Raw genomic sequence first — 19680 nt, forward strand, 5'->3', positions numbered from 1 at the left:
GGCCTTCAGCGCGCCTTGGCGCGCGCGCTCTTGCGCGCCGGCGCGCGCGGCGCCTCCGGGCTCGGCGTGGCGGCCTGGGCGTGCGCCTGCTCGACCCACATCAGCGTGTCGACATAGCCCATGAAGCGGTGCAGGTAGGCCGGCGAGAGCTCGCGCATCAGCAGCAGCGAGCGGTGCACCAGGTGGTGCGAATTCAGCGGGCCCGCGTTCTCGGGCACCTTGGCCAGCGACTGCGTGAGCTGGCGGTCGGCATTGAGCCGGGTCCAGGTCTGGCGGAAGTAGCCCAGGGTCTTGAGCTCGGGCGCGCCGCCCAGGCCGCCCGGGGCGTGCGCGTCGACCGCGGCGTGTTCGGCGAGCTGCGCGCTCAGCGCGGCGAGCGCCCCCGGGGCCGCGACGCCGGCAGGTGGCGGTGCGACGGCCGCCTGCCCGGTCCGCGACGCATAGGCCGCGACCAGGGCTTCGAGCCGCCGGTCCAGCCCCGCGCGCGCCGCGCCGCTGTGCTCGGCCGTCCGCCGGGCCATCGCCTCGATCAGCCGGAAGCGCACCGGGTCGAGCCGGTGCGCGCCTTCCGCGCGCCAGGCGGCCAGCCGGGCACCGACGTCTTCTTCGTTCACGGCTTCTTCGCCGCCACCGCGCTCGACGGCCGCGGCGTGGGCGCCATCTCCACGCGCCGGTTGCGCGAGCGGCCGTCGGCATCGGCGTTCGAGGCCACCGCCTGCTCGGCGCCGAAGGCCGCGGCGAACACCGAGGCGGCGGGCAGGCCTTCCTCGATCAGCGTGCGCGTCACGGTCAGCGCGCGCTGGGCCGAGAGCTCCCAGTTGTCGGCGAACTGGCGGTTGCCGCCGCGCACCTGCCGGTTGTCGGTGAAGCCGCTGACCATCAGGATCTCGTCGCGAGAGCGCAGGTAGGCGGCCACCGGCTCGGCCAGGCTCTTGAGCAGCTGCCGGCCCTCGGGCTGCAGCTCGGCGGAATTGAGATCGAACAGCACGTTGCCGCTGATGCCGATGCGGCCGTTGGTCAGCGTCACGCGGCCGGCGGCCAGCGGGCCCGCGAGCGCCTGCTCGAGCGTCTGCAGGCGCTGCGCTTCGGCCTGGCGCTGCTTGACCTCGGCCTCGAGCCGGCTCGTGAGGTCGAGCTGCATGCCGATCACGCCCACCAGGATCAGCACGAAGGCGCCCAGCAGGCCCGACATCAGGTCGCCGAAGACGGCCCAGACCGGCACCGCCGGTTCGACCTCGGCTTCGATGTCCTCGCTCATCACGCTTCGCTGCCCGCGGCCATGCGCTGGCTGGCGATCTGCTGCAGGTCTTCGACGATCTGCTTCTGCGACAGGATGCTCAGGTCGATCACCTCGCGCGCCTGCGCCACGTAGTAGGCCAGCTGCTCGTCGCTGCGCGTGAGCGACTTGCCCAGCGCGGCCTCGATGCGCTGCAGCTGGGCGCCGAGCTTGTCGTTCGATTCGGAGAACAGCTGCACCGCGAAGCCGAAGGCCTCGCCCAGGCTCGCGACCTCGACCGCGCTGCCGGTGATCTGCGCCGCCACATCGGCCATCTTGCCGGCCTCGGTGCCGACCTGGTCGGCGAAGCGCGCGCCCACGCGCTCGAGCAGTTCGGCCGAGGTCGACACCAGCGCATCGATGGCGCCGCGCTGCTCGGTGGACGCATGGTTGACCGCCTGGAGCAGGGTCTCGAGCGTGCCCAGGATGCGGCTGCGTTCCTCGAGCATGCTGTTGTCGCGCGCCATGCCCTCGCTGAGCTTCTGGCGCAGCTCGGTCATCACCTCGGCCGCGGCGCGCGGGGCCTCGGAGGCCAGCTGCACCAGCTGGCCGATCTCGGCGATGGTGCTCTTGGTGTGGGCCTCGGTCTGGGCCGAGATCTCGGTGGCGGTCCGCGCCAGCGTGTCGCAGATCGCCTGCTGCTGGGCCTCGCTGCGCTCGCCGGTCTGGTCCCATTGCGCCTGCAGCGAGGCGGCCATCGCTTCCAGCGCGCCGGTCCAGGCCGTGAGGCGCTGCTGGTCGCTGGCGGCGAGGCCGGCCTGCAGCTCGGTGTGGGCCGTGTCGACCGTGCGCAGCAGCGAGGCCGCATGCTGTTCGAAGGCGGCCGAGGCCGTGGTCAATGCGCGCGGCGCTTCGGACGCGGCCTGCAGCAGCTGGCCGATCTCGGCGAGCGTGTTCCTTGCCTGCGCTTCGGTCTGCGCGGAGATCTCGGTGGCGGTCTGCACCAGCGTGTCGCAGATGGCCTGCTGCTGGCGCGCGCTGCGTTCGCCGGTCTGCTGCCACTGCTGGTCCAGCGATGCGGCCATGGCGTGCAGCGAGGCGGTCCAGGCGGCGAGCCGCTGTTCGTCGCTGGCGGCCAGGCCGGCCTGCAGTTCGGTGCGGGCCGTGTCGACCGTGCGCAGCAGCGAAGCCGCGTGCTGCTCGAAGGCGGCCGAGGCGGCGGTCAGCGCGCGCGGCGCTTCGGCGCTGGCCTGCATCAGCTGGCCGATCTCTGCGAGCGTGTTCTTCGCCTGTGCTTCGGTCTGGGCGGAGATCTCGGTCGCGGTCTTCACCAGCGTGTCGCAGATGGCCTGCTGCTGGCGTTCGCTGCGTTCGCCGGCCTGCAGCCATTGCTGCTGCAGCGCGGTGGCCATGGCTTCCAGCGAAGCGGTCCAGGCGGCGAGCCGCTGCTGGTCGCCGGCGGCCAGGCCGGCCTGCAGCTCGGCATGGGTGCTGTCGACGCTGCGCAGCAGCGCGGCCGCGTGCTGCTCGAAGGTGGCCGAGGCCGCGGCCAGCGCGCGCTGCGTGTCGCCCGACAGGCCCTGGCTCACGCGCTCATGTTGCGCCAGCGCGCCCTCCCAGTGCGCGGACAGGCCGCCGACCGTGTGTTCGAGGCGGGTCGAGACGCCGTCCACCAGCGCCGCCGAGCGCTGCTCGAAGGTCTCGGTGAAGCGGCCCAGCGTGTCGCGCAGGTCCTGCGCCAGCGCCGCGCTGCTCTGCTGGTGGCCGGCGAGCGCGGCCTGCCAGAGGCCGGCGACCGTGGTGGTGCCGGTCTCGAGCCGGCGCGTGAGGCCGTCGAGCTGCTGCTGCATGCTGTGGCCGACGGTGTCGTGCAGGGCCGCCGTCTCGCGCGCGATGCCGGCCATCGTGGCCTCGACCACCGGCTGGATGGCCGCGCTCGCCAGGCGCGCGCTGTCGGTCATGCTTTCCTTGAGCGAGCGGTCGACCGAGGCGGCCAGGCCGGCGTAGGCGGCTTCGGTCTTGTCATGGAAGTGCTGCTGGTTGCCGACCAGCCCGTCGTTGAGCGCCTGGGCCTGGCGTTCCATCGCGTCCATCATGGCCTGCAGCCGGTCGACCAGCACGGGCAGCGCCTGGCCCTGGGCCTGCAGCAGCCGGAAGGATTCGTCGCGCTGGTGCGCGAGCGAGAAGGGGCGCAGCACGGTCGCGATGCGGGTGTCGAGCAGCTGCGCGGCCTGCAGCCGGTCGCGCCGGCACAGCGCCGAGATCAGGCCCAGCATCGCCGAGGCGGCCACGCCGGCCAGCGAGGTGCCGAAGGCCAGGCCCAGGCCCTTGACCGGGGCCGACAGCGAGGCGCGCACGGCCTGCAGGTCGGTCGCGCTCTCGAGCGCCGAGCCGGTGCCGTTGAGCGTGACCATCATGCCCAGGAAGGTGCCCAGCATGCCCAGCAGCACCAGCAGGCCTGCGAGGTAGGGCGTGAGCGCCGGGCCGGGCAGGCCGATGCGCTCGCCCTCGACGCGCAGGCGCACCGCGTTGCGCAGCGAGGGGTGCAGCGGCTCGAGCCAGGCGGCCAGGCTGGCCGGGGCCGCGGGCAGCTCGGCCACGGCCTGCGCCAGCGTGCCGGTGGCCTGCCGGTAGCGCCGCAGTTCCAGCGCGCCCATCACGTAGAAGGCGCCGATCAGCAGCGAGATCAGCAGCGCCAGGGGGTTGGTGCCGATGTAGCCCAGGCCGACCCAGCAGACGGCGGCCAGGCCCACGAAGAAAGCGGCGTATTTGGAGAGATCGGGAAGGGAACGGGTCATGTCGGTCTGTCAGCGGGCGCGAAGGGCTTCGAGCAGCCCCTCGACCGGTTGCAATCGGATATCCAGCTCGGCCAGCAGCACGGCGTGCATGTCCTTGCCGAACACGTCCAGCCAGTGGGCGGCGGGGAGGCGGAGCTGGTCGTAGTCGTGGTGTTCGTCGGGCGCGTCGTCCTGCAGCGCGCGTTCGGCGCGCTCGGCCTGGGCCGCCTGCGCGGCCACTTGCGCCTGGTGGGCCTTCTGCAGCCGCTCGAAGTGCTTGCCCAGCAGCGTGGGCACGGTCGCGAGCAGGCTGTGTTCCTTCGGGCCCAGCACCTGTTCCATCACCACGTCGAGGGCCGCGAGCTGCGCCATGGCCGGCGACTTCGCGGCCAGCCGGGTGCGCACATGGGCGCGCAGCGGCGCGATGCGCGTCTCCATCGCCTGTTGCCGGGCGAGGTAGCGCCGGCGGTGGGGCGTGAAGTCGGCGGTGGTGTCCATGGCGGCATCGGCGTGGGGAAAGGCGTTCTTGTCGGCAATGGCCAGCACCAGCGCCGTCCGCACGCGTGCGAACTCCGCTTCCTCCGCGCTGCCGGTGGACGCGCGCGCGCTCGATGGCGCCGGGGCCGGACTCCCATTCATGACGGTGGACAGCGAGATGTCGTCGGTCCAGCCGAACCATTGGCTCAATCGGTCCGAGAAGGACCGCTTGGCGTCGGGAACGTCGATGTCCGTCAGTCGAGCGAGCAAGCGAACGAGCGCCGAGCCGGTGAAACTTGTGCGCTGTGACACGTGCACCCCCTCCCGCCGATCGAAAAACCTGGCAGTCTACACTGAGCGCTCACTCACGTAGCGGCGGCGCGGCCCCCGATGGCACCGGCCTCGGCCGCGCGCAGGATGCGGCGGAAGCTCGCGCATTCCATGTGGCTGGGCGCGCGGCAGGCCGCGGCGTGAAGCAGGCCGTCGCGCAGGGCGCCGAGCCGGCGGATGGTCTGGTCGAGTTCCTGCGCCTTGTCGCGCAGCAGCTGGCGGTCGATCCGGGGTTTTCCGTCGGGCGCGAACATCCCACCGATCGCATCGAGCGAGAAGCCGGCCGCGCGGCCCAGCGCGATCAGCGCCAGCCGCTCGACCACGTCGGCGTCGAACAGCCGCCGCAGGCCCTGGCGGCCCACCGAGGCGATCAGCCCCTTGCTCTCGTAGAAACGCAGCGTCGAGGCGGGCAGGCCCGAGCGTTTGGCGACTTCGCCGATGTCCAGTGGCTGCATGGCTTGACCTCAAGTCGACTTGAAGTTGCAAAGTCTAGCCTTCGACAGATCCAAAGGAGTGCGACATGAAGACATCACCCACCGGGAGCGTGCAGGCCGCGCTCTGGAACGGCCGCGCAGGCCGTGCCTGGGTCGAGGGCCAGGCCATGCTCGACCGGATGTTCGCCCCCTTCGAAGCGATGCTTGTGGACGCCGCAGCCGCCGTGGCGGCGCAGGCCGTGCTCGACGTGGGTTGCGGCACCGGCGCGACCACGCACGCGATCGCGCGCCGGCTGGGCCCGGCCGGGCATTGCACGGGCGTCGACATCTCCGAACCGATGATCGCCGCGGCGCGCCAGCGGGTCGGGCAGGGCGGGCGCACCGACTTCCTCTGCGGCGATGCGCAGACCCAGCCCTTCGCGCCGGCCCGCTTCGACCTGCTGGTCTCGCGCTTCGGCGTGATGTTCTTCGACGACCCGTTCGCGGCCTTCGCGAACCTGCGCCGGGCCGCGCGGCCCGGCGCCGAACTGCGCCTGATCGCCTGGCGCTCGGCCGACCAGAACCCCTTCATGACCACCGCCGAGCGCGCGGCTGCGCCGCTGCTGCCGGCCCTGCCGCCACGCCGGCCGGATGCGCCGGGCCAGTTCGCCTTTGCCGACCGCGCGCGCGTGGACGCGATCCTGCGCGGCAGCGGATGGGGCGAGATCGCGATCGAGCCGATCGACGTCGGCTGCAGCCTGCCCGAGGCCGAGCTGGTGCGCTACTTCACCGGCCTGGGGCCGCTGGGGCTGGTGCTGGAGGATGCCGACGCGGCGACACGCGCGCGCCTGGTCGACACGGTGCGTCAGGCCTTCGCGCCCTTCGTGCGGGGCGATGAGGTGCGCTACGACGCGGCCTGCTGGTGGATCACGGCGCGCTCAGTGGAATGAAGCGACCAGTTTCCAGGCGATGGCCACCAGCAGCCCGCAGCTGGCGAAGCCGATGGCGCTGACGCCGTGGGCATCGTCCAGCCCCTCGGCCGAGCGCAGCCGGCGGGGATAACGGCCCCAGGTGACGAGTTTCAGGATGGCCCAGCCGGGCCAGTAGAAGACGAAGCCGAAGGCCACGGTGGCGAACAGGCGGCCCAGGAAGGCGAGCAGTGTGTCCATGATCGGCGCCATTGCAGCACCGGCCGGGGCTTCTGGCAAGCGACCTACTTGCCCACCACCTGCACCTCGTCGAACTGCAGCGGGCGCCCGTCGGCGCTCTCGACCCCGAGCCGCGCCACCGGCTGGCCGCTCTCGCGGTCGACCAGGCGCGAGCGGCGCTCGCCGCGCGCGAACAGCTGGCCTTCGCCCCATTGCCGCAGCCCGACGATCACCGGGAACAGCGCCTGGCCCCGGGGCGTCAGCACGTACTGCTGGTAGGCCGAGCCGTCCGCCGCGGGCTGGCTCTCGAGGATGCCGTCCTGCACCAGCGCCTTGAGCCGGCTCGCGAGGATGTTGCGCGCCGCGCCCAGGCTGGCCTGGAAGTCGCTGAAGCGGCTGATGCCGTCGAAGGCGTCGCGCACGATCAGCAGCGACCAGCGGTCACCGACCAGGTCCAGCGCGCGGGCGACCGGGCAGGTCGCGGTGTTCATTCGTTTGCGTTCGGCCATGTCGAGGTTCTTCGGAAGCAGCGCCGCCGCCTGGCCGCGCACTGGTTGCATTTTAAAACTCATGGACTATGCTCAGATGGTTTAAAAATGAAACCATTGAAGACGATGTCATTGCCTCTCTCCCCCAGCGACGCGCGACCCCTGCCGCGCAGCCTGGTCGCGCTGTTCGCCGGCACCAGCGGCGCCAGCGTGGCCAACGTGTATTTCGCCCAGCCGCTGCTCGACACGCTGGCCTCGGACTTCGGCCTGTCGCAGGCCGCCGTCGGCGGTGTCGTGACGGCCACCCAGGCCGGCTCGGTGCTGGCCCTGCTGCTGCTCGTGCCGCTGGGCGACCAGCACGATCGGCGCCGGCTGGCGCGCGCGCAACTCGTGGCGCTGGTGCTGGCCCTGGTCGGCGTGGCGGCCGCGCGCAGCGGCATCGCGCTGATGGCCGGCATGCTCTGCGTCGGCCTGCTGGGCACGGCCATGACGCAGGGGATGATCGCCTACGCGGCCAGCAGCGCGGCGGCGCACGAGCGCGGGCGCGTGGTGGGCGCCGCGCAGTCCGGCGTGGTGATCGGGCTGCTGCTGGCCCGGGTCTGGTCGGGCGCTGTGGCCGACCTGGTCGGCTGGCGCGGCGTGTACCTGGGCTCGGCGGCCGTGATGGCGCTGCTGGGCGCCTGCATCTGGCGCCGGCTTCCGGTCCAGGCGCCGGTGGTCGAACGCCTGCCCTACGGCCAACTGCTGCGTTCCTCTCTGGACCTGCTGCGCACCGACCGCGTGCTGCAGCTGCGCGGCACCTTGGCGCTGCTGATGTTCGCGGCCTTCAGCATCTTCTGGAGCGCGCTGGCCCTGCCGCTCACGGCCGCGCCCTGGTCGCTGTCGCATGCGGCGGTGGGCGCCTTCGGCTTGCTGGGCGCAGTGGGCGCGGTGCTGGCCGGCCGGGCGGGCCGCTGGGCCGACCGGGGCTGGGCGCAGCGTACCAGCGGCGTGTCGCTGGCCCTGCTGCTGCTCGGCTGGCTGCCGCTGGCCCTGATGCAGCGCTCGCTCGGCTGGCTGGTGCTGGGCATCCTGCTGCTCGATGCGGCGTGCCAGGCACTGCACGTGACCAACCAGGCCCTGATCCTCCAGCGGCCCGCCGCGGCGCACGGCCGGCTGATCGGCTGCTACATGCTGTTCTACGCGGTGGGCAGTGGCGCCGGCGCGATCGCATCGACCGCGGTGTATGCGCAGGCGGGTTGGCACGGCGTGTGCGCGCTCGGCGCGGGCGTGAGCCTGCTGGCGCTGCTCGTCTGGGGCGCGAGCGCGTGGCCGCGCGGCGTGCGCGCCATGCCGCCAGGCTGTACACAATAGGCGACCGATCCAGCGTACCTCCTTCTTCGACCATGCACATCGAACACGACGACCTCTCCCGCCCCGCCATCCATGCCCTGCTCGAGGAGCACCTGCAGAGCATGCGCGCCTGGTCGCCGCCGGAGAGCGTGCATGCGCTCGACCTGGACAAGCTGCGCCAGCCCGGCATCACCTTCTGGTCGGCGTGGGACGAGGCCGGCCTGCTGCTCGGCTGCGGCGCGTTGAAGGAACTGGATGCCACGCATGGCGAGCTGAAGTCCATGCGCACACCCGAAGCGCATCGCGGGCGGGGCGCGGGCAGGGCGATCCTCGCGCACATCATTTCGGTGGCGACCGCGCGCGGCTACGAGCGCCTGAGCCTGGAGACCGGTGCGACGGCGCCCTTCGCGCCGGCACAACGGCTCTACGAAAGCGCCGGCTTCACCCGCTGCGGACCTTTCGCCGACTACGGCGAGGATCCGCACAGCGTCTTCATGACCTTGGCCCTCGCGTCGGACGGCAGGCCGTGAGCGCGGCCGGGCCGCGCATCGGCGGTAGAGTGGCGAGCATCGCAACCCCGGAGGAAGACACATGAACGCCACCCGAATCATCGCGATCGTCCTCATCGTCGCGGGCGGCCTCGCGCTGGCCTATGGCGGCTTCAGCTACACCAAGGACACGACGGTCGTGAAGCTGGGCCCGCTCGAGATCTCGGCCAAGGAGAAGGAGCGGGTCAACGTGCCGATGTGGGCGGGCATCGGCGCGATCGTGGTGGGTGGGCTGCTGCTGGTGATGGGTGGGCGCAAGGGCTGAGCGCCCGCTTCAGGCGTAGCGGCGCTCGAGCGCATCCCATTCGGGCTTGCCGACGAGCCGCTGGCGTTCGGCGAAAGGAGTGACCAGCGCCGGGTCTTCTTCCAACTGCCGGTCGTCGCGCAGCGCGGTGAGGGCCTTCTGCATGCCGGCCACCGCGCCCTGCAGCGCGGCGTTGGCATACAGCACCAGCCCGTAGCCCAGCCCGGCCAGTTCCTCGGCGCCGAAGATCGGCGTGCGGCCGCCGACCACCATGTTCATCAGCTGGGGCCGGCGCAGGCGCTGCGGCAGCGCCCGGATCTGCTCGGCGCTGGTCACGGCCTCGACGAACAGGATGTCGGCGCCGGCCTCGGCAAAGCGCTGGGCGCGCTCGATCGCCGCCTCGAAGCCATGCACCGCGCAGGCGTCGGTGCGCGCCAGGATCAGCAGGTCCGGGTCCTGCCGGGCATCGGCCGCGGCCTCGATCTTGCCGACCGCCTCGTCGGTGCCGATCACGTCCTTGCCCGAGAAATGGCCGCAGCGCTTGGGCGCGACCTGGTCCTCGAACTGGATGCAGTCGGCGCCGGCGCGCTCCAGCGTGCGCACCGTGTGGCGCACGTTGAGCGCGTTGCCGAAGCCGGTGTCGGCATCGACGATCAGCGGCAGCCGCACCGCGTCGCGGATGCGCGCCGTGTGGTCGGCCATTTCGGCCAGCCCCACGAAGCCCTGGTCGGGCAGGCCGAACCACATGTTGGTGACGCCGGCACCGGTGACGTAGATCGCCTCGTAGCCCAGGTCTTCGATGACCCGGGCCGACAGGGCGTTGAAGGCGCCCGGGACGATGACGCCGCGGCGGGCCTCGGCCAGTGCGCGCAGTTGCTGTTTGGTGTTCATGTTCTGTCTGCAGGAGGGGTCGTGGCGGAGGGGCGGATTGCTGGCGTGCTCACTTTTCCTGCATCTGGGCGGCCTTGACGATCTCGCCCAGGCGCTTGCGCTCGGCATCGGTGAACTTCACGAACTCCTGCCGGGTGCCGCCGATGGGTTCGATGCCCAGGCCCTTGAGCTTCTCCACCGTGGCCGGCTCGCGCATGGCCTTGTCCACGGCCGCGGCGAGCTTGTCGAGGATCTCGTCGGGCGTGCCACGCGGTGCATGCAGGCCGGCCCAGTGCGCGATCTGCAGGTCCGGGAAGCCCTGCTCGACGGCCGTCGACAGCTGCGGATAGGCCGAAATGCGCTGCGTCCAGGTGGTGGCCAGGGCCTTGAACTTGCCTTCGCCGCGGATGTGCGGCAAGGCGATGATGCTGGCCTCGGAGGTGCCTTCGACCTGGCCGCCGAGCACGGCCGTGGTGCTCTCCGAGCCGCTCTTGTAAGGCACGGGCTGCAGCTTGGCGCCGTACTTCACGTTGAGCATCTCGGCCACGAAGTGCGGCGTGCTGCCGGTGCCGGCGGTGGCGAAGTTGAAGCCCGCGCCTTTCTTCGAGGCCTCGACGAAGTCGCGCAGGTTGTTGTACGGCGCCGACTTGGGCACCACCACCACCGAGGGCGCGAGGCCGATCATCGCCACCGGCACCAGGTCCTCGTCCTTGAAGGGCATGGACTTCTTGATCATGCTGTTGGAGATTACGCCGGCCGCGCTGATCAGGAAGGTGTAGCCGTCCGGCGCGCTGCGGGCGACCAGGTCGGCGCCGAGCGAGCCGCCCGCACCGGGCCGGTTGTCGATCACCACCGGCTGGCCCAGCACCTTGGCCGCGCCCTCGGCCGCGGCGCGCGCCATCAGGTCGTTGGCGCCGCCGGCCGAGAAGGGCACGACGAAGCGGATCGTCTTGGCGGGCCAGGCCTGCGCATGCGCGGCCAGGGGCAGGGTGCAGGCGAGCATGGCGGCGGCGGCGCAGCCCAGCGGGGAAAGGCGAGGGAAGTTCAAGTTGTTCTCCTGTGTTCTGGTGGACGGGCCCCGGCAGGGGCACGGGCCATGGCGCAAACGCCGTGCCATCGCTTCGAGGGGCAACCCCGAATGCTGCAAGTGCTTGATCTGCAAGGCATTCATGCGCGGTGAGGGCGCTTGGTGTCGGCGCTGTATTTCAAAATGGTTTCAGGTCTGAAACAGGGATACTCGACGAGATGAATTCGCCGACCCCTGCCTTGCCGGACGTTCCCGCTGTGCCGCGCCGCCGGCTCCATATCGTGGCCGTGGCGCGCCATCGGCTGGGCCGCGTGCTCGAGCGGCTGGCGCCGGAGATCGCGGCCCAGGCCGAGGTCTCCTTCGTCGGCCATGCCTTCGACGACGCGGTGGCCGCCGTGCGGGCGCTGCACGCCCGGGCGCCCATCGATGCGGTGGTGGCGGCGGGTGCCAGCGGCGAATGGCTGCGCCAGCACCTGGACCTGCCGGTGGCGATCGTGGAGGTGCGGGGCTTCGACCTGATGCGCGCATTGGCCTCGGCGCGCGCCCTCTCGACGCGCGTGGGACTGGTGTCCTTCGACGGCCCGTCCGAGCACCTGGCGCAGCTGGACACTTTGTTCGGCATGGGCATCGCGCAGTTCAGCTACCGCGGCCCGGACGATGCACCCGCCTGCGTCGAGGCGCTGCGCGCGGCCGGCGTCGAAGCCGTGGTGGCCCCGGGGCTGGTGGCCGACCTGGCCGAGCAGGCCGGCATCGCCAGCGTGCTGATGTATTCCGACGACGCGGTGCGCCAGGCGCTGCAGGACGCCGTGCACATGGCCCGCCTGGGGCGCGCCGAGCGCGCGCGCCACGAGCGGCTGGGCACCATCCTCGGCCAGCTGCAGGACGGCGTGGTCGCGGTGGACCTGCGCCAGCGCATCGAGGCCCTGAACCCGGTCATGGCGGAGCTGCTGGGCGGCTCGGTGGCCGCGCTGGTCGGCCGCGTGCTGGGCGACGTGGAACCGGTGCTCGACCTCGGGGCCACCCTGCGGATGCAGGAAGCCCCGGCCGAGGAGGTGCTGCAGATCGGCATGCGCACGCTGGTGGTCCGGCGCGCGCCGATCGTCGAAGGCGGCGAGGTCACCGGCGCCCTGCTGGTGTGCCGCGACCCGGCCGTCATCCAGCGCGCCGACCGCCACCTGCGCGCCAACCAGCGGCAGCGGGGCGCGCCCGCGCGCTACCGGATCGAGGCCTTCGCCGGCGAGGGGGCCGCCGCGCGGCGCGTGCGCGAACTGGCGGCCCGGTGCGCCGCCAGCGATGCCACGGTGCTGATCACGGGCGAGAGCGGCACCGGCAAGGAGCTGGTGGCCCAGGGCATCCACACCGCCAGCCGACGCGCCACGCAGCCCTTCCTGGCGGTGAACTGCGCCGCGCTGGCCGAGAGCCTGCTCGAAAGCGAACTCTTCGGCCACGAGGAGGGCGCCTTCACCGGCGCGCGGCGTGGCGGCAAGACCGGGCTGATCGAGGCCGCCCATACCGGCACGCTGTTCCTCGACGAGATCGGCGACATGCCGCTGGCGCTGCAGACGCGGCTGCTGCGCGTGCTGCAGGAGCGCGAGGTGTTGCGCCTGGGCGCGACCGCGGCGGTGCCGGTCGACCTGCGGGTGATCGCCGCCACCCATGCCGACCTGGCGGCCCAGGTGGAGCGCGGCCTGTTCCGGCGCGACCTGTACTACCGGCTCGCGGTGCTGCGCATCGAGACGCCGCCCCTGCGCGATCGCGGGACCGACATCGCGCGCCTGGCGAGCGCGCTGATGGCGCGCCGCGCCGCCGCCCTGGGCGTGCCGGACGGGCAGGCGGCGGCCGGGCTCGCCGCGCTGATGGCGCTGGCCGCGGGTTACGCCTGGCCCGGCAATGTGCGCGAACTCGAGAACCTGGTCGAGCGCCTGCTGGCCTGCCACGACCTCGCGCCGGCCGGCGTGCCGGACCGCGCGCGGCTGCTGGAGATGTTCCCGGAGTGCTCGCAGGCCCGACCCGGGCCCGTGCGCGACGGCCTGTTGAAGGGGGCGCGCCGCGCGGCCGAGCTGCGACGTGTGCGCGAGGTGCTGCAGTCGGTGCAGGGCGACCAGGGCCAGGCTTGTGCGCTGCTGGGCATCAGCCGCGCCACGCTGTGGCGGCGCCTGCGTGACGACGCGTCGGCAGCGGGCGATCCGGGGCCGAAGAAGCCATCGGCCTAGCGGCCCCCCTGGGCCGACAAAACCGTCACCGCGGGCCCGAGGGCGGAAGGGAGAGGGAGTCGAACCCTCCCGGCGACGCGTGGCGCCACCCACCGGGTTTGAAGCCCGGCCGCCCCACCAGGGACGATTCCCTCCCATGCACATTCATGGGGTCACTCGCTGCGCTCCGTGCCGCCGAAGAGCACGGTGTCGGGACGCAGCAGGTGCACATCCTTCACGCGTCGCATGTAGCCGACGCGGTCGAAAAACTCCAGCAACTGGATCGCGCGCTTGCGGCCCAGGCCGGTGGCGTCGCGAAAGCTCGCGGCCTGAAGGCCTTCGGCGTCGGCCATGCAGTCGCGCGCCAACGCGGCCAGGCCTTCGATGGTCGCTGCCGGATAGTACAAGTCCTTCACCACCTGGTAGGCCTGGCCGCGTCGCGCCAGGCTCGCGAGCGTCTGGCGCACCACGGGCTCGGCCGCGTGGTTGTTCTTCGCCAGGTCGCGCACCCAGGGTGGATCGAAACCGCCATCGGCCATCTGCGGCAGCAGCTTCTGGGCCAGCCGTTCCTCGGCGGCGCTGAGCACGGCCGCGTGCGCGGGCAGGTGCAGCCAGTGGCCGCTGCGCGCGAGCGTGCCCTTCGTCAGCAAGGACTCGACGGCGTGCTGCCACAAGGCGTCGCCCACGCGCGGGCCGGCCAGGCGCTTGAGGCGGCGCAGGTCGGGGCCGACCTCCTCGGGCGAGGCCTGGTGGAATTCCGCGAGACGGCCAAGGATCTGCTGCCGCAGCGCGTCGAGGTGTTCGACGGCGATCAGCACCCGGGGAAGTTGCACGGCATCGCTCGGCGCCACCGGTGCCTCCTGCAGCGCGAGCGCGCGTTGCAGGCGCCCGGTGTCCAGGCCCGTCGGTGCACTGGCAAGCAATGCGCCGATGCGTTCGCCGCGCTCGTCCAGCGCCCATGCGGCCAGCGCCTGCAGCCGCTCGGGCGTGCGCCGGTAGCGCGTCGGCGCGTAGGGGTCGAGCACGCGCACGCCGGCCACGGTGCGCGTGGCCGAGGCGTCGCGCAGCACGCCGCGGTCGCCGTGCCAGGCGGCCACGGGCGCGCGCAGCACCAGCTGGGCCAGTGCGGTGTCGCCGGGCGCGAGCGTGTCGCGGTCGAGCAGCGCGACCGAGGCCATCACGTCGCTCGCGCCCAGGTGGGCATGCACGGTCGTGCCCGAGCGCAATGCCTGCGCCTCGCCGGGCCACAGCGTGAGCTGCACGTCGAGGCGCTCGGTGCTGAGTGCGATGCCCGGCGCGCAGACCCACTGGCCGCGGTGGACCTCGTCCTTGGCCACGCCGGCCAGTGCCAACGCGCAACGCTGGCCCGCGTGCGCGGCCTCGGCCTGTTCGTTCTGCGCGTGGATGCCGCGCACGCGCACCGGCCGGTCGCCGGGCACGATCCGCAGTTCGTCGCCGATGCGCACGCGGCCGGCCATCACCGAGCCGGTGATCACGGTGCCCACGCCGGCCAACGTGAAGGCGCGGTCGACGGCCAGGCGGAAGGCCAGCGCCTCGTCGTGCGCGTGCACCGTGCGCGCTTCGGCGACCAGGTGGGCACGCAGTGCGTCGAGTCCTTCGCCGGTGGCGGCCGACAGCGCGAACACCGGCGCGCCCGCGAGCGCGGTGGGCGCAAGAAGGGCTTCGATCTCGGCGCGCACCTGCGCGATGCGCGCCCCGCGTTCGCTTGCATCGATGCGGTCGATCTTGGTGATCGCGACCGTGCCGTGCCGCAGCCCCAGCAGCGCGACCACCGCCAGGTGCTCGCGCGTCTGCGGCATCACGCCGTCGTCGGCGGCCACCACCAGCAGCGCATGCTCGACGCCGGTGGCGCCGGCCAGCATGGTGTGCAGCAGGCGCTCGTGGCCGGGCACGTCGACGAAGCCCAGCGACAGTCCCTCGGGCGTGCGCAGGTAGGCATAGCCCAGCTCGATCGAGATGCCGCGCCGCTTCTCCTCGGGCAGCCGGTCGGTGTCGACGCCCGTGAGCGCACGCACCAGCGTGGTCTTGCCGTGGTCGATGTGGCCGGCGGTACCGATGATCATGGGGTGCGGTCTTGTTCCTTCCCCCTTTGGGGGAAGGTTGGGATGGGGGCCCGCGCGCCAACGGGCGCTGCGCGGTGTCGAAGGCCGTCGTGCCTCCACCCCGGCCCTCCCCCGGCGGGGGAGGGAGGAAGAGGGGAGGCGGTTACCGGCGCGTCTGTGCGCATGGCGCTGCTGTCTTGCTCCTTCCCCCTTTGGGGGAAGGCTGGGATGGGGGTCCGCGCGCCAGCGGGCGCTGCGCGGTGTCGAAGGCCGTCGTGGGCCCCCCCCCCCCCCCCCCCCCCCGCGGGGGAGGGCGAGATGCCGGTCACGACAGCCGCTCCCGCAGCAAGGGCAACTGATCGACGAACGGCCCGCTGTCCTCCAGGCAGCGCAGGTCCAGCAGCAAACGGTCCTCCGCGATGCGCCCGATCACCGGCAGCGGCAGGCCGCGCAGGGCCGTGGCCAGCGCCTCGAGCGCGGTGCCCGTGCCCTTCTTCGCCGTGCCCATGGGCGCCAGCGCCAGGCCGGCCGAGGGCAGGCGTTCGACCGGCAGCGAGCCCGAGCCGATCTGTCCCAGCAGCGCCACCACCTCGACCGTGAAGCGCGGTGCCACGGCCGCCGCGACCGCCGGCTGCAGCGCGCGCGCCAGTGCGTGGATCGCCTCGGCCGGCCGCGTCAGCAGCCGCAGCGTCGGCAGGTCCTGCGCCAGGCGCTCGGGCCGCAGGTAGAGCATCAGCGTGGCTTCGAGCGCGGCCAGCGGCAGCTTGCTCATGCGCAGCGCGCGCTTCATCGGGTACTTGCGGATACGCCCGACAGCGGCCTTGCTGCCCACGATCAGCCCGGCCTGCGGGCCGCCCAGCAGCTTGTCGCCGGAGAAGGTCACGACGTCGCAGCCGGCCGCGAGCATCTCCTGCGGCAGCGGCTCGCGCGGCAGGCCGTAGTGCGCGAGGTCGACCAGCGAGCCGCTGCCCAGGTCGGTGGCCAGCGGCACGCCGCGCGCATGCGCGATGCCGGCCAGCGTGTTCTCGTCGACCGCCGCGGTGAAGCCCTGCACCGCGTAGTTGCTGGTGTGGACCTTCATCACCAGCCCGGTGCGCTCGGTGATCGCGCGCTCGTAGTCGGCCGGGTGCGTGCGGTTGGTGGTGCCGACCTCGACCATGAGCGCGCCCGCGCTGGCCATCACGTCGGGCATGCGGAAGGCGCCGCCGATCTCGACCAGCTCGCCGCGCGAGACGATGACTTCGCGGTCACGTGCCAACGCAGCAATCGTCAGCAGCACTGCGGCCGCGTTGTTGTTGACCACGGTCGCGGCCTCGGCACCGGTGAGGGTGCACAGCAGGTCCTCGATCAGCGAGTCGCGGTCGCCGCGGCCGCCCGAGAGCAGGTCGTACTCCAGGTTGTTGGGCGAGGCCATCACCGTCAACAGCCGCTGCAGTGCCGCATCGGCCAGCACCGCGCGGCCCAGGTTGGTGTGGATCACCGTGCCCGTGAGGTTGAGCACGCCGCGCATGCGCGGGGCCAGGCGCCGATCGACGCGCGCCGCGAGCGCCTCGGCGAGTTGCGTTGCATCGACTTCGGCCAAGGACAGCCGGCCGGCGAGCGAGCGCTGGCGCAGGCCGTCGAGCAGTGCGCGGGCCTCGGTCACGACCAGTGTGCGGCCGTGCGTGGCGAGCAGGGTGGAGGCCGCGTCGCCGCGCAGCAGTTGATCGACAGAAGGCAGATCGGAGGGCCTTGCCGTCGAGCCGTGGACCACGGACTCTTCGGGCGCGGCCATCAGCCGCCTCCGCCGTCGTTGTCGGGATCGCCGAACAGCAGCATCAGGTTGTGGCCGCTGCGCTCGTAGCCCGCATCGGCCACCAGCAGGTCGAGCGTGATGCTGGCCAGGTCGTCGGCCACGGGCTCGACCTCCGGGTCCTTCTCCATCGCGACCTGCTTGAGGTAGTGGTGGCAGACATCGCAGCATTCGGCCTTGGCCGCGCCGGGGCGTGCGCCGGTGGCCGGCAGCGCGATGCCCGGCTCGGGCGTGAGCTGCTGGAACTGGATGCCCTTGGTGCTTTCGCAATGCGTGCACTTGATGCGCACGTAGTGCCACTGGGTGCTGCACAGCGAGCAGTGCAGGTAGCGGAAACCGCCGTCCTCGGCGCCGATGCGTGTGATGCTGGCCGTGGGCAGGCTGCCGCAGCAGGGGCATTCGGTGCCGGGCTCGGTGTGGCCGAACACGCGCTCGCCGTGGGTGTCGGCGGTTTGCAATGCCAGGTGAGACCAGTAGGCCTGCAGGCCCGCGGCGATCAGCGGCGCGGTCGCGAGGTCCAGGCCCAGCGTGATGCGGCGCGACAGCCGGTCGGCCTGGGCGTCGATCCAGTCGGCGGGGCTGGCGAGCAGGCGCTCGACCGTGTCCCGCACCGGGCCTGCTGCGAGCGGGGCCGCGAACAGCGTGAGCACGCGGCGCAGCGTGGCCTGCCACAGCGGGTCGCGCGGCCAGCCGAAGGCGGGCATCGGCGGCTTCAGGGCCTTGGCCGCGGCCGCGCAGGCAGAGGCATCGGGCACCGCGACCGGTGGATGGTCCTGCAGCGCCTGGTGCTGCGCCGCGGCCAGGTCGGCCACGAACAGCAGGTACTCGCGCATCGGGTGCGAGGCCGCGAGCTGGCGCAGCCGCAGCTGCCGGTCGTGGAAGACCGAAGCCCGCACCGGCAGCCGCACGAACGGCATCTGCCGTCCGGCCTGCATGGCGATTTCCTCGGGGCTGAGAACGCGCGTGGTTCGCGGAAGGGAGTTGCCGGTGCCTGGGTTCATCGTGGGGGATTATTCACCGCGTGTCATCTTGCGGTGCCACAGCGGATGGTTGAGCTTGGCCCAGCCTTCGGTGACGGTACCGCGCGTCATCGCGCGCAGCGTGCCCTTGACCCAGATCGCCCCATAGATGTGCGTGATGACCGAGAGGATCAGCACCACCGCCGAGACCGAATGCACCAGCACCGCGATGCGCCGCACCGTGATCGGGAAGAAGTGGACGAACCAGGGGCTCCAGAACATGAAGCCCGTCACGAACAGCAGCAGCAGGCTCAGGCCGAAGGCCCAGAACACCAGCTTCTGGCCGGCGTTGTACTTGCCCACGGGCGGCATCGAGGCCTTGTCGCCCGCGAGCATCTTGGGCGCGTTGGCGATCCATTCGCGGTCGCTGCGGTCCAGCAGGTTCTCGCGCCACATGGTGAAGAACAGGAACACGAAGCCCAGCACCATCGCCACGCCCAGGAAGGGGTGCAGGATGCGGGTCCACGGCCCGCCGCCGAACAGCGCGCTGAAGAAGAACAGCGAGGGATGGAAGAAGGCCAGGCCCGAGAGCGCGGCGGCGAAGAACATCAGCGCGACGAACCAGTGGTTCATGCGCGTGGCGTCACGGTAGCGGCGGAGGTATCGCTGGGTCATCGCTGGCTCCTTGGGTTCAGGCGCGCGGGCGGCCGTCGGGTGGCGCATCGAGCGGGGCGACGACCACGCCGTGTTCGGGCGGGGCTTCGATGACCACGACGTCCCCGTCGTCGTCCTCGGTGCCCCTGTCTTCCTTGGCCTCGATCGGGCCGACCTTCATGTAGTGGAAGAAGCTGCCGACCACCGCACCCACCATCGCGAAGACCGCGAGCGGCTTGGCCACGCCCTTCCACAGCGAGACCAGCGGGCTGATCTTGGGGTTGGTGGGCAGGTTGCTGTAGAGGCCGGGGCGGTCGGCATGCTGCAGCACATACATCACGTGCGTGCCGCCCACGCCGGCCGGGTCGTAGACGCCCGCGTTGGCGAAGCCGCGGTCCTTCAGGTCGACGATGCGTTCCGAGGCGTACTCGTGCATCGCGTCCTTGGTGCCGAAGTGGATCGCGCCCGTGGGGCAGGCCTTGACGCAGGCCGGCTCCAGGCCCACGCCCACGCGGTCGGAGCACAGCGAGCACTTGTAGGCCTTGTTGTCGGTCTTGCTGATGCGCGGCACGTCGAAGGGGCAGCCGGTCACGCAGTTGCCGCAGCCCACGCAGTGCTCGCTGATGAAGTCGACGATGCCGTTGCTGTACTTGACGATGGCGCCGGGCGCGGGGCAGGCCTTGAGGCAGCCTGGATCCTCGCAGTGCATGCAGCCGTCCTTGCGGATCAGCCACTCGAGCTTGCCCGGCTCGGGCTCGACTTCGGCGAAGCGCATCACGGTCCAGGAGTCGGGCGTGAGGTCGTTCGGATTGTTGTAGCTGCCGCCCACGTCGCCGATCTCGTCGCGCAGGTCGTTCCACTGCATGCAGGCGACCTGGCAGGCCTTGCAGCCGATGCAGGTCGAGACGTCGATCAGCTTGGCGACTTCCTGCACCTGCGGCCGGCTGCGCGCATGCGGCGAGGGCGTGGTGGTGGCCGAACGGGCGGCGATGTCGAGGGTTTGGAGGGAGGACATCAGCGGCTCCGGTCTTCGTCGGTCTTGCCCCTTCCCCCTCTGGGGGAAGGCAGGGATGGGGGCCGGCCTGCGAACAGGCACTGCGCGAGAGCAGAGGCTGTCGTGCCCCCACCCCGGCCCTCCCCCAGCGAGAGA

General features: G+C 72.0%; 19 protein-coding genes and 1 tRNA gene. 5 read left to right on the top strand and 15 right to left on the bottom strand.

Going from position 1 to position 19680, the window contains the following annotated elements; all coding sequences use genetic code 11:
- Positions 1-5: 5 nt before the first annotated feature.
- The 5 genes from QTI20_RS14445 to QTI20_RS14465 all read right to left on the bottom strand — a co-directional run bounded on the left by QTI20_RS14445 (position 6) and on the right by QTI20_RS14465 (position 5255).
- Positions 6-614 (bottom strand): DUF2894 domain-containing protein, encoded by a 609-nt coding sequence (locus tag QTI20_RS14445; RefSeq protein WP_286551825.1) that lies wholly within the window; start codon positions 612-614, stop codon positions 6-8.
- Complete coding sequence (locus tag QTI20_RS14450) at positions 611-1258, bottom strand: OmpA family protein (protein WP_183029184.1); 648 nt, start codon at positions 1256-1258, stop codon at positions 611-613. The genes QTI20_RS14445 and QTI20_RS14450 overlap by 4 nt, the downstream gene beginning before the upstream one ends.
- On the bottom strand, positions 1258-4014 hold the full coding sequence (locus QTI20_RS14455) for a DUF802 domain-containing protein (RefSeq protein ID WP_286551828.1): 2757 nt from the start codon (positions 4012-4014) through the stop codon (positions 1258-1260). Before QTI20_RS14455 ends, QTI20_RS14450 begins: the two co-directional genes overlap by 1 nt.
- A gap of 9 nt (positions 4015-4023) precedes the next feature.
- Positions 4024-4740 carry a DUF3348 domain-containing protein gene (locus QTI20_RS14460; protein ID WP_286551830.1) on the bottom strand — a complete coding sequence of 239 codons (717 nt, stop codon included), beginning with the start codon at positions 4738-4740 and terminating at the stop codon, positions 4024-4026.
- A 95-nt stretch (positions 4741-4835) separates the two neighbouring features.
- Positions 4836-5255, bottom strand: coding sequence for a helix-turn-helix domain-containing protein (locus QTI20_RS14465; RefSeq protein WP_286551831.1), 420 nt, complete (start codon positions 5253-5255; stop codon positions 4836-4838).
- 65 nt (positions 5256-5320) lie between these two features.
- Here QTI20_RS14465 and QTI20_RS14470 point away from each other — a divergent pair, with 65 nt between their 5' ends.
- Positions 5321-6163 carry a class I SAM-dependent methyltransferase gene (locus QTI20_RS14470; protein ID WP_286551836.1) on the top strand — a complete coding sequence of 281 codons (843 nt, stop codon included), beginning with the start codon at positions 5321-5323 and terminating at the stop codon, positions 6161-6163.
- On the opposite strand, the gene QTI20_RS14475 is transcribed toward QTI20_RS14470, so the two are convergent.
- On the bottom strand, positions 6152-6382 hold the full coding sequence (locus tag QTI20_RS14475; RefSeq protein ID WP_286551839.1) for a hypothetical protein: 231 nt from the start codon (positions 6380-6382) through the stop codon (positions 6152-6154). The two genes, QTI20_RS14470 and QTI20_RS14475, sit on opposite strands and share 12 nt — an antisense overlap.
- Positions 6383-6426: 44 nt before the next feature.
- Positions 6427-6870: a winged helix-turn-helix transcriptional regulator gene (locus QTI20_RS14480; RefSeq protein WP_286553410.1), complete on the bottom strand. Its 444-nt coding sequence runs from the start codon at positions 6868-6870 to the stop codon at positions 6427-6429.
- 87 nt (positions 6871-6957) lie between these two features.
- On the opposite strand from QTI20_RS14480, the gene QTI20_RS14485 reads away from it, so the two are divergent.
- The 3 genes from QTI20_RS14485 to QTI20_RS14495 all read left to right on the top strand — a co-directional run bounded on the left by QTI20_RS14485 (position 6958) and on the right by QTI20_RS14495 (position 8994).
- The gene (locus tag QTI20_RS14485) at positions 6958-8202 is read left to right on the top strand and encodes an MFS transporter (protein WP_503011400.1); all 1245 of its coding nucleotides are present in this window, start codon (positions 6958-6960) and stop codon (positions 8200-8202) included.
- 32 nt (positions 8203-8234) lie between these two features.
- Positions 8235-8711, top strand: coding sequence for a GNAT family N-acetyltransferase (locus QTI20_RS14490; RefSeq protein WP_183029199.1), 477 nt, complete (start codon positions 8235-8237; stop codon positions 8709-8711).
- Positions 8712-8772: 61 nt separating this feature from the next.
- Positions 8773-8994 (top strand): hypothetical protein, encoded by a 222-nt coding sequence (locus QTI20_RS14495; protein WP_219209157.1) that lies wholly within the window; start codon positions 8773-8775, stop codon positions 8992-8994.
- 9 nt (positions 8995-9003) lie between these two features.
- Here QTI20_RS14495 and QTI20_RS14500 read toward each other — a convergent pair whose 3' ends face one another.
- Positions 9004-9864 carry an isocitrate lyase/PEP mutase family protein gene (locus QTI20_RS14500; RefSeq protein ID WP_286551848.1) on the bottom strand — a complete coding sequence of 287 codons (861 nt, stop codon included), beginning with the start codon at positions 9862-9864 and terminating at the stop codon, positions 9004-9006.
- Positions 9865-9913: 49 nt separating this feature from the next.
- Complete coding sequence (locus QTI20_RS14505; RefSeq protein WP_286553417.1) at positions 9914-10846, bottom strand: Bug family tripartite tricarboxylate transporter substrate binding protein; 933 nt, start codon at positions 10844-10846, stop codon at positions 9914-9916.
- A gap of 242 nt (positions 10847-11088) precedes the next feature.
- Here QTI20_RS14505 and prpR point away from each other — a divergent pair, with 242 nt between their 5' ends.
- Entirely contained in the window at positions 11089-13083 is a 1995-nt protein-coding gene (gene prpR / locus QTI20_RS14510; RefSeq protein ID WP_286551850.1) for a propionate catabolism operon regulatory protein PrpR, read from the top strand.
- A 43-nt stretch (positions 13084-13126) separates the two neighbouring features.
- On the opposite strand, the gene QTI20_RS14515 is transcribed toward prpR, so the two are convergent.
- From QTI20_RS14515 to fdxH, 6 genes are all read right to left on the bottom strand, one after another.
- Positions 13127-13219, bottom strand: a tRNA-Sec gene (locus QTI20_RS14515).
- Positions 13220-13235: 16 nt separating this feature from the next.
- Positions 13236-15146, bottom strand: coding sequence for a selenocysteine-specific translation elongation factor (gene selB, locus QTI20_RS14520; RefSeq protein WP_286551853.1), 1911 nt, complete (start codon positions 15144-15146; stop codon positions 13236-13238).
- A 304-nt stretch (positions 15147-15450) separates the two neighbouring features.
- On the bottom strand, positions 15451-16899 hold the full coding sequence (gene selA / locus QTI20_RS14525) for an L-seryl-tRNA(Sec) selenium transferase (protein ID WP_286551856.1): 1449 nt from the start codon (positions 16897-16899) through the stop codon (positions 15451-15453).
- Positions 16899-17918: a formate dehydrogenase accessory protein FdhE gene (gene fdhE / locus QTI20_RS14530; RefSeq protein WP_286551857.1), complete on the bottom strand. Its 1020-nt coding sequence runs from the start codon at positions 17916-17918 to the stop codon at positions 16899-16901. The genes selA and fdhE overlap by 1 nt, the downstream gene beginning before the upstream one ends.
- A gap of 9 nt (positions 17919-17927) precedes the next feature.
- A complete protein-coding gene (locus QTI20_RS14535; protein ID WP_286551858.1) occupies positions 17928-18551 on the bottom strand; it encodes a formate dehydrogenase subunit gamma in 624 nt (207 codons plus the stop codon).
- 16 nt (positions 18552-18567) lie between these two features.
- A complete protein-coding gene (fdxH, locus tag QTI20_RS14540; RefSeq protein WP_286551860.1) occupies positions 18568-19545 on the bottom strand; it encodes a formate dehydrogenase subunit beta in 978 nt (325 codons plus the stop codon).
- Between the last annotated feature and the right edge of the window lie 135 nt (positions 19546-19680).

The organism is Variovorax sp. J2P1-31 (assembly GCF_030317215.1).
Lineage (GTDB): Bacteria > Pseudomonadota > Gammaproteobacteria > Burkholderiales > Burkholderiaceae_C > Variovorax.

Coding starts and splice junctions, on each gene's coding strand:
- QTI20_RS14450 (WP_183029184.1), bottom strand. CDS start 1,258: ATGAGCGAGGACATCGAAGCCGAGGTCGAACCGGCGGTGCCGGTCTGG.
- QTI20_RS14455 (WP_286551828.1), bottom strand. CDS start 4,014: ATGACCCGTTCCCTTCCCGATCTCTCCAAATACGCCGCTTTCTTCGTG.
- QTI20_RS14465 (WP_286551831.1), bottom strand. CDS start 5,255: ATGCAGCCACTGGACATCGGCGAAGTCGCCAAACGCTCGGGCCTGCCC.
- QTI20_RS14470 (WP_286551836.1), top strand. CDS start 5,321: ATGAAGACATCACCCACCGGGAGCGTGCAGGCCGCGCTCTGGAACGGC.
- QTI20_RS14475 (WP_286551839.1), bottom strand. CDS start 6,382: ATGGACACACTGCTCGCCTTCCTGGGCCGCCTGTTCGCCACCGTGGCC.
- QTI20_RS14480 (WP_286553410.1), bottom strand. CDS start 6,870: ATGGCCGAACGCAAACGAATGAACACCGCGACCTGCCCGGTCGCCCGC.
- QTI20_RS14485 (WP_503011400.1), top strand. CDS start 6,958: ATGAAACCATTGAAGACGATGTCATTGCCTCTCTCCCCCAGCGACGCG.
- QTI20_RS14490 (WP_183029199.1), top strand. CDS start 8,235: ATGCACATCGAACACGACGACCTCTCCCGCCCCGCCATCCATGCCCTG.
- QTI20_RS14495 (WP_219209157.1), top strand. CDS start 8,773: ATGAACGCCACCCGAATCATCGCGATCGTCCTCATCGTCGCGGGCGGC.
- QTI20_RS14500 (WP_286551848.1), bottom strand. CDS start 9,864: ATGAACACCAAACAGCAACTGCGCGCACTGGCCGAGGCCCGCCGCGGC.
- QTI20_RS14505 (WP_286553417.1), bottom strand. CDS start 10,846: ATGCTCGCCTGCACCCTGCCCCTGGCCGCGCATGCGCAGGCCTGGCCC.
- prpR (WP_286551850.1), top strand. CDS start 11,089: ATGAATTCGCCGACCCCTGCCTTGCCGGACGTTCCCGCTGTGCCGCGC.
- selB (WP_286551853.1), bottom strand. CDS start 15,146: ATGATCATCGGTACCGCCGGCCACATCGACCACGGCAAGACCACGCTG.
- selA (WP_286551856.1), bottom strand. CDS start 16,899: ATGGCCGCGCCCGAAGAGTCCGTGGTCCACGGCTCGACGGCAAGGCCC.
- fdhE (WP_286551857.1), bottom strand. CDS start 17,918: ATGAACCCAGGCACCGGCAACTCCCTTCCGCGAACCACGCGCGTTCTC.
- QTI20_RS14535 (WP_286551858.1), bottom strand. CDS start 18,551: ATGACCCAGCGATACCTCCGCCGCTACCGTGACGCCACGCGCATGAAC.
- fdxH (WP_286551860.1), bottom strand. CDS start 19,545: ATGTCCTCCCTCCAAACCCTCGACATCGCCGCCCGTTCGGCCACCACC.